Annotated in this window: 9 protein-coding genes; 5 read left to right on the forward strand and 4 right to left on the reverse strand. The window is 44.2% G+C overall.

Annotated features, from left to right (window positions below; translation table 11 throughout):
- Window positions 1-187: 187 nt before the first annotated feature.
- From ACN0V2_RS12265 to htpG, 4 genes are all read right to left on the reverse strand, one after another.
- Complete coding sequence (locus ACN0V2_RS12265) at window positions 188-1,459, reverse strand: NAD(P)/FAD-dependent oxidoreductase (RefSeq protein WP_417551110.1); 1,272 nt, start codon at window positions 1,457-1,459, stop codon at window positions 188-190.
- 12 nt (window positions 1,460-1,471) lie between these two features.
- On the reverse strand, window positions 1,472-2,368 hold the full coding sequence (gene hslO / locus ACN0V2_RS12270; protein ID WP_417551111.1) for an Hsp33 family molecular chaperone HslO: 897 nt from the start codon (window positions 2,366-2,368) through the stop codon (window positions 1,472-1,474).
- A 126-nt stretch (window positions 2,369-2,494) separates the two neighbouring features.
- Window positions 2,495-3,526: a DUF2157 domain-containing protein gene (locus tag ACN0V2_RS12275; protein ID WP_417551112.1), complete on the reverse strand. Its 1,032-nt coding sequence runs from the start codon at window positions 3,524-3,526 to the stop codon at window positions 2,495-2,497.
- A gap of 295 nt (window positions 3,527-3,821) precedes the next feature.
- Window positions 3,822-5,729 (reverse strand): molecular chaperone HtpG, encoded by a 1,908-nt coding sequence (gene htpG / locus ACN0V2_RS12280; protein ID WP_417551118.1) that lies wholly within the window; start codon window positions 5,727-5,729, stop codon window positions 3,822-3,824.
- A 211-nt stretch (window positions 5,730-5,940) separates the two neighbouring features.
- Here htpG and ACN0V2_RS12285 point away from each other — a divergent pair, with 211 nt between their 5' ends.
- The 5 genes from ACN0V2_RS12285 to ACN0V2_RS12305 all read left to right on the forward strand — a co-directional run.
- Window positions 5,941-6,483 carry an ATP-dependent zinc protease gene (locus tag ACN0V2_RS12285; RefSeq protein ID WP_417551113.1) on the forward strand — a complete coding sequence of 181 codons (543 nt, stop codon included), beginning with the start codon at window positions 5,941-5,943 and terminating at the stop codon, window positions 6,481-6,483.
- A gap of 157 nt (window positions 6,484-6,640) precedes the next feature.
- The gene (locus ACN0V2_RS12290; protein WP_417551114.1) at window positions 6,641-7,390 is read left to right on the forward strand and encodes an endonuclease/exonuclease/phosphatase family protein; all 750 of its coding nucleotides are present in this window, start codon (window positions 6,641-6,643) and stop codon (window positions 7,388-7,390) included.
- Window positions 7,391-7,460: 70 nt separating this feature from the next.
- Window positions 7,461-7,940 (forward strand): lipocalin-like domain-containing protein, encoded by a 480-nt coding sequence (locus ACN0V2_RS12295; protein ID WP_417551115.1) that lies wholly within the window; start codon window positions 7,461-7,463, stop codon window positions 7,938-7,940.
- Window positions 7,941-7,995: 55 nt separating this feature from the next.
- Window positions 7,996-8,931 carry a sodium-dependent bicarbonate transport family permease gene (locus ACN0V2_RS12300; RefSeq protein ID WP_417551116.1) on the forward strand — a complete coding sequence of 312 codons (936 nt, stop codon included), beginning with the start codon at window positions 7,996-7,998 and terminating at the stop codon, window positions 8,929-8,931.
- A gap of 273 nt (window positions 8,932-9,204) precedes the next feature.
- The coding region (locus ACN0V2_RS12305; RefSeq protein ID WP_417551117.1) for an MFS transporter at window positions 9,205-9,886 on the forward strand (682 nt) is incomplete at its 3' end.

Below are 9,886 nucleotides of genomic sequence, written 5' to 3' on the forward strand. Positions count from 1 at the left end.
AATTAATTCAGCGATCCCCCAATTAGGGATATGAATTTTAAATGCTTTGCAAAAAATGTATATCGATTTGAAATAGTTACTAGACTACTTTTAGTTTAATGATGGTTCCACGACGAGTTTTACATATTCGGTCTGGTTAACTGGCTTTATCGATCGAAAAAAAACGGTTAATGGATAAATATTTGGGTTATTTAGTTTTGCTAATCCCAAAACAACGTAGTAGACAGCGTTCGTAGAAAGACTCTGGTAGACCACGTTTCATACGGAACAGAAAGTATTTTTCAAAAGCGATTTTTGCCATTTGCACCCAACAGCCTTTTTTCATCCAAGCCAGATTGCGTGGTGGAATTTGTGGCAAGGCGACAAATGCCGCACCGGTGTGCCCCATATCAGCTAAACAAACAGCATTTAAACTTGCTCGGGTTTCAATAGGACGATCTTCAATCGCTGCTTGGATATTAGCCACTGCGGCTTTGGCCATGCTTTCAATCATATAGCCGGTTTTAGGTACACCCACCGGTAAAGCTGTCGCTTCAACTGGCGGTATGGCGACACAAACACCGACGCCGTAAATATTAGGGTAAGCAGGATTACGCTGGAATTCATCGACTTTGAGAAAGCCGCGCGGATTGACCAAGTCATCCCCAAGACTTGCAACGCACTCGACCCCTTTGAATGCTGGAATCAACATGCTGAAATCAAAAGCCAGTTGATGGGTTTTAATGGTCTCAGCATCATCGTTCACCTGTTCGACCAGCATTTTGCCTTTGCTGATGGATTTAACCCGGGCATTGGTGATCCACTTGATATCATTTTGACGAAACTCGGATTCAAACAGCCCTTTTGAATCGCCTACGCCACCTAATCCCATATGGCCGATGTACGGTTCGGGCGTGACAAAGGTCATCGGTACCCGATCCCGCACTTTCGCCTTGCGTAAGGCCCGATTCATAATAAAGGCAAACTCATAGGCAGGCCCAAAACAAGAAGCGCCCTGTACCGCACCCACGACAATTGGGCCAGGATTTTTTAATAAGTCACGCCACGCATAATAACTTTCTTCGGCATGATCGACGGTACAAATAGAATGGGTATGAGCTTTTGGACCGAAGCCTTCGATTTCATCAAAAGCCAGTTGAGGACCAGTTGCCACAATCAGATAGTCATAGTTGAGGATGGTGTTATCCCCTAACAAGATCTGATTAGTTTCCGGTTTGATTTTGGTCACACCTGAATCATAGAAATCGATGTTTTTACTGGATAACACAGAGGCGAGTTCAAAGCTGATATCAGCACGTTTTCGCCAGCCCACCGCTACCCAGGGATTGCTCGGTACAAAGTGAAAGATCGGCGTGTTGGAAACCACACTAATATGATGCGTTTTGTCGAGCGCTGCCCGGCATTCGTAAGCAGCAGGTAGACCGCCGATACTCGCACCGATAATGACAATATGCGCCATATTTATTCCAGGCTAATGCAATGTATCTGAGTCATTCTGGATATTTAGCGGGTCACTAAATAACCCCGCCACATCCACCGGATCAAACTGATAGTGCGTATTACAAAACTCGCAGGCCAGTTCGACAAAGCCACGTTCGGTAATAATATCCTCTGCTTCCTGCCGTCCCAGCAGCTTGATAGTATCCGCCACTCGTTGACGTGAACAGGTACATGCAAATTCCAATACGGTTGTGCTCAATAGCCTCACCATTTCTTCATGAAATAAACGATATAACAACGAGACTGCATCCAGGTTCAGCAGTTCATCATTGGTCACCGTTTCAGCAAGAAAATTGATTCTGGTCCAGTTTTCATCGTGCTGCTCGGGATCTTGATCCGGTAATTGCTGCAGCATCAAACCGCCAGCAGTCTGTTCATCTGTAGCTAACCAGATACGGGTTTTTAACTGCTCAGATTGGGCAAAATACATTTCCAGCATTTCGGCGATGGTTTCGCCCTGTACACTGACAATGCCTTGATAAGGTTGTTTGGCTTCAACATTTTCAATGGTGATTGCCAGATTCCCTTCACCTAATAATTCCTGCATGGTGGCATCATCGGCAATGTCGCCATCCCAGTTGGCTAAACCTCGAAGAGTGTGTTCGCTGGTGCATTCAACCATCAATAATGATACTGGCCCATTCGAACGACATTGCAAGACCAGTCGTCCTGACATTTTGACTGTCTCGGCCAATAACGCTGCAGCAGAGAGCATTTGTCCCAATAAAGAAGCAACTGCAGGTGGATATTCACGCTGAACTTTAACCGTCTGCCAGGTTTGTTTGAGCTGTACCCATTCACCGCGGATGGCTGCATTATCGAAGATAAAACGTTGTAAATGATCTGCCTGGATGGCGTCGTCTTGCATGATGAATCCTCATACTGCATCTGTGCGGATGTAATGTGGCAATTGAAAATGCCGGATGATAGACGGCATTTTAACGTATCTATCATCAAGTGGGGTTTAAGCTTGTGAACTTCAAGCCATAAACTTTCAGCTGCTTTTAGCGACTAAAAATTCCCGTAGGGCTGCGGGCAAATGCGCTTGAATATTTTCACTGATTTGTTGTTCATGTTTCTGCCACAACACACCCAAATAAATCAGCCCAAGACCGATAGCCGTAAGTGCAATCGGAAACAACAGACTATCCTTGAAAACCACATTGGCAAGATGCCCAAGATAAAACGCCGAGCCCAGTGCACCAAATACCACAAATACTCGGCGGGCAATGACTACGCCGACAGCAATCATTAATAAGTTAATAGTGAAATAGATGAATTTTGCCAGCTCACTATCCGAGTATTGCGAAGTCATGCCTCCCCAAAAAGCGATCACACCAAACAGATACAACCAGAACGCATAATCACCCGATTTGTAGCCCCGAATATCCACCCAGAACGCAAACAGCGTGATAGCCAAGCCAAAATACATTGATACCAATGCACGCAATTCAAAGTTGGCATAACCGCCGATTATCATTGCCGCAATGTCCATAGATAGATACCACAGCGTAACCGCAATCGGCATTAATAAAAATGGATAACGGTAGTGATAAAAAATTAGTGCCCCAACGACCAGGGTGCCCAATTCCATATATAGCCAATGCCACTGGATATAACGATGATAATCTTGATAAACGCTATCATCAGGCCACCAGCCCATTGCCTGCTGCAAACCATAAATCGCTAAAGGTGTAAGTGCCACCACAAAGGTCGCACAAATCCCGGCAGGAATGGCCAAACCTTTTGTTTCAAAACGATTCGCCAGCTTTAGTCCAACACCGGCATACGCCAGACTGATAAAAAAGATCCCCCAACCACCAAAGCTTTCCCAACCCAAGGTCATAAACAAACTCATCGCACCAATGGCAATCAAGCCGCCCATGTAATAAAGCACATGGGTAAAGTCAAAACTGGGGCCTGTCGCTGGTTGAGATTGGAAAAAATCGAATAGCTTATCCGCCTGTTCCTGCGAGATAAGATTCTGGTTAGCCGCTGAATCAAGCTGTTTTTTAGTGACGTTCATCAGCGCTATCCTTCGCGATGGTTATGGTGTTTTATATCGAGAAGTTAGATTGTGAAAGGGTGGCAGGGTTTTATCAAGTCGTGTGGGAATTTGTTTAAAGGATCTGTTAAAGCTGGTCATATAAAGCGGCCAACTAACCGGCCAATAAAGCAACCTAAACAAAGCTTAATAATTCGGTAAATCAATGTTTTGTTTGACAAAGATTACAATTATCGACCGGCATCATAAGCGGCCAAAATTCAAGCAATAAAAAGCCCATTACTCCGACATATTGGAGTAATGGGCTTTTTTCAGATTAAGCGCGTTGCAACAGCATCGCGTTTAGTTTTTTCACGAAGCTGGCAGGATCTTCCAGTTGTCCGCCTTCGGCCAGTAAGGCCTGGTCAAACAAGATGGATGTCCAGTCACCGAATTGTTCATCGTTTTGTTCGTCTTTCAGTTTGGCGACCATTGGATGTTCTGGATTGAGTTCCAGAATCGGTTTGCTGGCAGAAACCTGTTGGCCTGCTGCTTTAAGCATACGTTCGAGATTACCGCTCATATCGTAATTATCAGCAACTAAACAAGCTGGTGAATCAGTTAGACGATGGGTAATACGTACATCTTTCACTTTGTCGTCCAGCGTTTTCTTGACCCGCTCAATCAAATCTTCGAAGTTTTTCTCAACTTCTTCGTGCGCTTTTTTCTCTGCTTCATCTTCCAGCTCACCCAGATCCAGGTCGCCTTTGGCAACTGATTGCAGGTGTTTACCATCAAATTCAGTCAGTGAATTCACCAGCCATTCATCAACACGGTCTGTCAGTAACAGGACTTCAATGCCTTTTTTACGGAACACTTCCAGATGTGGGCTGTTTTTCGCAGCTGCATAGCTTTCGGCAGTGATGTAGTAAATTTTGTCCTGCTTGTCTTTCATCCGGCTGACATAGTCTTCCAGTGAAACGGTTTGATCAGTGTTGCCTGATTCGGTGCTAGCAAAACGCAGTAATTTCGCCAACGCTTCTTTATTGGCAAAGTCTTCGCCTGGACCTTCTTTGATGACCTGACCGAATTCTTTCCAGAATTCAGCATATTGCTCAGGTTCGTTATTAGCCATTTTGTTCAGTTCAGAGAGAATTTTCTTCACTGAAGCGGCGCGGATGGTATCGATGACTTTGCTGCTTTGTAGAATTTCCCGCGATACGTTTAAAGGCAGATCGTTGGTATCAATCACACCGCGAATAAAGCGCAGGTAGCGTGGCATCAACTGTTCGCTGTCTTCCATAATAAACACACGTTTTACATACAGTTTGATGCCGTGCATGCGGTCGCGATCCCACAGATCAAACGGCGCTTTTGACGGGATATACAGCAATGATGTGTATTCAGTATTACCTTCGACCTTGTTATGGCTCCAGGTCAATGGATCTTGGAAGTCATGAGCGATTTGTTTGTAGAACTCTTTGTATTGTTCTTCGCTAATGTCATTTTTAGACAATGTCCATAAGGCTGTAGCTTTATTAACCGTTTCATCTTCGATGATGCTTTCATCGATGTTGCCTTCTTCGTCTGGCACTGGCTCTTTTTGCATGATGATTGGCAGATTGATGTGATCAGAATATTTACGGATCACATTACGCAAACGCCAACCATTTAAAAACTCATCTTCGCCTTCACGCAGATGTAGGGTGACTTCAGTACCGCGTGTCACTTTTTCAACGGTTTCAATATTGAACTCGCCTTCACCAGCCGATTCCCATAACACGCCATGTTCTTTGGTAGTGTCGGCACGACGGGTTTTTAATGTGACTTTATCGGCCACAATAAATGCTGAATAAAAACCCACACCAAACTGACCGATAAGTTGTGAATCTTTAGCTTGATCGCCGGTTAACTGGCCGAAAAATGCTTTGGTACCGCTGCGGGCAATCGTGCCGATATTGTCGATAACTTCCTGACGGGTCATGCCGATACCGTTATCACTAATGGTGATGGTACGGGCATCTTTATCAAAGGTAACACGGATATTCAGATCACCATCTTCTTCATATAACGCATCATCTGAGAGCGCTTCAAAACGCAATTTATCGGCGGCATCGGCCGCGTTAGAAATCAGCTCACGCAGAAAAATCTCTTTGTTGCTGTACAGCGAATGAATCATCAAATTAAGAAGTTGTTTAACTTCTGTTTGGAAACCCATGGTTTCTTTATGTGCATCAACGCCCATTTCTGTATTGCCTCCATCTGGCTGTTTTAACGATAGCTCACAGATGGGGTTAGTCAGATTAGATATCAAGAGTATTTGCCTTTAAAAAGCTTAAAAATCTCACTAAACAGCCATTTAACATCGATTAAGCTTAAATTAATCAAGCATGTGGTAGCCTGTTTTTGGCCATGATGCCCACCCAATTCCAACAATAATGAAAAGGATAGACAGCATGCGTAAATTAACTTTGAGCATTTTAATGGCGTTCAGCCTGACCGCTCATGCCGAAGAAAACAAAATAGACATTGAAGAACAATCTGTGCTCGGTCACCAAGAAATTGCCACACTATTTCCGGGTGAAATTACCACCAAAGCACGCATAGATACTGGTGCAGCCACAAATTCTATGTATGCCATCGACACTGAATTGTTTGAAGAAAATGGTGAGAAGATGGTTCGTTTCAAATTTGTCGATCATAAAGACAATGAACATGCGATTACTCGCCCATTAGTCGATACGGTGACCATCACTCAAGCTAGTGGTGAACAAACCCGTTATGTTGTAGAAATGGGGCTGTGTGTAGGTGATTATTATGAAGAAACCCGTTTTACATTAGCAGATCGTAGCAACATGACCTTCCCGATCCTGGTGGGTCGTAACTTTCTGGAAAATTCATTGTTAGTGAGTTCGGCTGAGAAGATGATCGCTTCTCCAGAATGCGAAGTAAAACTGGCCAAGAAAGATTCGGAAGAACTTCCCGTGGTCCAACCTTGATCAGCTGAAAGTTAGCTAAAAACGCTGTGTTACATAACGCCTGTTCATTTTTGAATGGGCGTTTTTTTATCTTTTCCCTTGATAGTTTTAACCTCGATAATATTCCCTTCACACAAGAGATGTTACTGTATGGCTTTAAGCTTTTTTCAGAGATGGAATGTCGAAACAATCACTTAGAATTCTGACCTATAACCTACATAAAGGCTTTAATACCGGCAATCGGCAGTTCATCCTGCATGAAATACGGGAAGCGCTGCGTGAAGCAGATGCCGATATTATGTTGTTGCAAGAAATTCAAGGTGAACATACCGGTCATGAGCTAAAGCAGCAGCTGTGGCCTGGACCGCATTGTGATTTTATTGCTGAAGATATCTGGCCACATTTTGCTTATGCCAAAAATGCTGTGTATAGCGTCGGTCACCATGGCAATGCCATTCTTAGCAAATATGCGTTGCAAAGCTGGGAAAACATCAATGTATCCCCCTACTCCTGGGCCAGCCGTAGTTTATTGCACGGCGTCATCCATATCCCCGATACTCAACAAGAACTGCATATCGTCTGTCTGCATCTAGGCTTGACAGGCACCGAACGTAAACGCCAGTTACAAACGTTATGTGAACGCATTGATGAGCATGTACCACATGGTGCACCACTGATTGTGGCTGGTGATTTTAATGATTGGAACGGCCAGGCCGAAAAACATTTCACTCAGCGATTAGATTTGAAAGAAGCCTTCCGTACCATGCATAAACGTCATGCACGAACTTGGCCTTCATGGATGCCCATTTTTAAAATGGATCGCATTTATTATCGCGGCCTTGAGCCCACGTTCTGCGAATGCCCTCCCCACTCTTCGTGGAAAATGCTGTCTGATCATGCGCCATTGATTGCAGCGTTTGAGTTTTAAAACACATTATTGAAACAAACTTTGCTGAAAGTAATTCAGCTCCCCGTTAATTTCACCCAAGGAAATAAATATGCTGAAAACGCTAATAACCATTCTGCTTGTGACATTTATGTCGAGCAGCTATGCCATAGACGAAAGCCATATGCATGGTGCATGGAAACTTGTCTCCTATGAAGTTGAAGTTCAGGAAACCGGAGAAATGTTTCATCCAATGGGTGAAAAACCAACCGGTTATGTAATTTTCACACCAGAACAACGAGTATGGTTTGTCTTGACTGGCGAAGGCCGTAAACCAGCGAAAACTATCGAAGAAAAAGCGACTTTATTAGATACGATTATTTCTTACACCGGCAAATATCGCATCGAAGATAACAAATGGATCACCAGTGTTGAAGTGGCCTGGAATCCAGAGTGGGTTGATACAGAGCAAGCCCGTGAATTCAAAATAGATGGCGATCAACTGCAGGTGTTTACGCCATGGAGGGTTATGCCCAATTGGCCTGAGAAAGATATGACCCGCAGCATTGTGACCTTTGAACGATCAAAGTAGGAATTTTTCACGAATTACATTAAAGTGCGCTGGCGTATGGATTTGAGGAGGGAGTATGCCAGATATTGTTGTCATGTTTTTCTTGCTAGGTTTGGTCGGTGGCTTAGTTAAATCGGACCTAGCGATACCCAAAGCAGCTTATGATGTTTTAAGTTTGCTATTGATGCTCACTATCGGCCTTAAAGGCGGTATGGCCTTACACGGCAATATGGGCTGGGGACTCTTACCGGAACTATTATCAGTAGCCTTTTTGGGATTTTTGATACCGCTTATTCTGTTCCCGCTGCTGTTAAAAGTCGTTCGCTTGAATCTAGCAGATAGTGCCAGTTTTGCAGCACATTATGGCTCTGTCAGTGCCGGTACCTTTGCTGTGGCGCTGGCCTATGCTGAAAGCCATCAACTGGTTATCGGCGGACAGGTAACACTTTATCTAGTGCTACTTGAATTACCGGCTATCGTTATCGGTTTAATGCTGTACCGACATTTTAGTGGTGTAAAACAAGCTTCATCTGGTGGCATGCTGAGCATCTTGCATGAGTCATTAACTAATAGAGGTGTCATTCTGCTAGTTGGTGGTGTTTTGATTGGCTGGATGTATGGCCCGATGCAAGGCGCTGGGGTGACCGATCTTTATACTGGTGCATTTATGGGCGTTTTGGCGCTGTTTCTTTTAGAAATGGGTCTGGTCGCGGCTGAAGCATTGAGTAAGATGTCCCGCGATAAAATACCCGTTGTCGCATTTGCTGTGATCGCTCCAACCATTTTAGCTCTGGCTGGATTATTCACCGGAAAATTACTCGGTTTACCGGATGGCTCAATATTGATTCTCGCCAGCTTAACCGCCAGTGCATCTTACATCGCCGCACCAGTTGCAGTTCGTTCTGCTATTCCGCAAGCCGATATTGGTTTGGCAATGTTGGCATCTTTGGGACTGACTTTTCCTTTTAATGTGCTGGTTGGCATCCCGCTATACCACAGCCTTATTGGTTAATTTGTAGATCGTATTTTTAGAGCTGTTTCTCATTATTTTAATTAACCCGCTATTGCTGATTTTAAGCGGTTCAACAATTGCATAAAGTCTTTAACAATCATTTGCACAGTGAATGTTGGTCAACATCGCTCAACACTTAATCGTTTATTAAATGCGGGTTTAGCAACAGTTTCAGGCCAGCTTCTTTTACTTTGCAAATTCACTCGCAGCCTTATTTTGGTGCGTGATTGATCAAAAAGAAACATAACGGACACTCTATAAAAGGAGCACGGTATGCAATCCCTGGCGCTACTTAAGCCCATACAATCAATATTGTTTAGCGTGGCGCTGTTGTTGCTAGGAAATGGATTGATCAGCACCCTGCTCACTTTGCGTGGCACAAGCGAAGGGTTTTCCAGTGCGGTAATGGGCATGATCATGTCCGCTTATTTTGTTGGTTTTATCTGTGGGACTTGGGTAAGCGGTCGATTAATCCGGCGTATGGGCCATATCCGTACTTTTGCGTTCTGCGCCTCGGTCTGTGCCACCACCACACTTCTACACATTATCTATATCGATCAATGGGCCTGGATGGGTTTTCGGTTTTTTTATGGATTGGCCTACATCACGTTAATGACGGTAATTGAAAGCTGGCTCAATAGTCAGGCTGCCAGCCATGAACGTGGTCGGATCTTTGCGTTCTACATGGTTGTTAACTTGGGCGCACTCGCGATTGCCCAACAAATGCTGCATCTTGATTCTCCAGATGGATTTTTATTATTTGCTCTGGTATCCATTCTGGTGAGTTGGGCTATTCTGCCATTGACATTAACTCGTCGAAATCAACCTAACATTGCCACTGAAAGACCTAAAAGCAGTCTTAAAACTTTATTAAAAATTGCGCCTCTGGCAGTTGCCGGCGCATTTTTGTCAGGATTGGCCATGGGGGCTTTCTGGGCAATGACACCAATTTATG

This window comes from Methylophaga sp. (assembly GCF_048266885.1).
Classification (GTDB): domain Bacteria; phylum Pseudomonadota; class Gammaproteobacteria; order Nitrosococcales; family Methylophagaceae; genus Methylophaga.

Bases quoted from the DNA above. Each gene is read 5' to 3' on its own strand.
- ACN0V2_RS12265 (WP_417551110.1), bottom strand. From the start codon at position 1,459: ATGGCGCATATTGTCATTATCGGTGCGAGTATCGGCGGTCTACCTGCT.
- hslO (WP_417551111.1), bottom strand. From the start codon at position 2,368: ATGCAAGACGACGCCATCCAGGCAGATCATTTACAACGTTTTATCTTC.
- ACN0V2_RS12275 (WP_417551112.1), bottom strand. From the start codon at position 3,526: ATGAACGTCACTAAAAAACAGCTTGATTCAGCGGCTAACCAGAATCTT.
- htpG (WP_417551118.1), bottom strand. From the start codon at position 5,729: ATGGGCGTTGATGCACATAAAGAAACCATGGGTTTCCAAACAGAAGTT.
- ACN0V2_RS12285 (WP_417551113.1), top strand. From the start codon at position 5,941: ATGCGTAAATTAACTTTGAGCATTTTAATGGCGTTCAGCCTGACCGCT.
- ACN0V2_RS12290 (WP_417551114.1), top strand. From the start codon at position 6,641: ATGTCGAAACAATCACTTAGAATTCTGACCTATAACCTACATAAAGGC.
- ACN0V2_RS12295 (WP_417551115.1), top strand. From the start codon at position 7,461: ATGCTGAAAACGCTAATAACCATTCTGCTTGTGACATTTATGTCGAGC.
- ACN0V2_RS12300 (WP_417551116.1), top strand. From the start codon at position 7,996: ATGCCAGATATTGTTGTCATGTTTTTCTTGCTAGGTTTGGTCGGTGGC.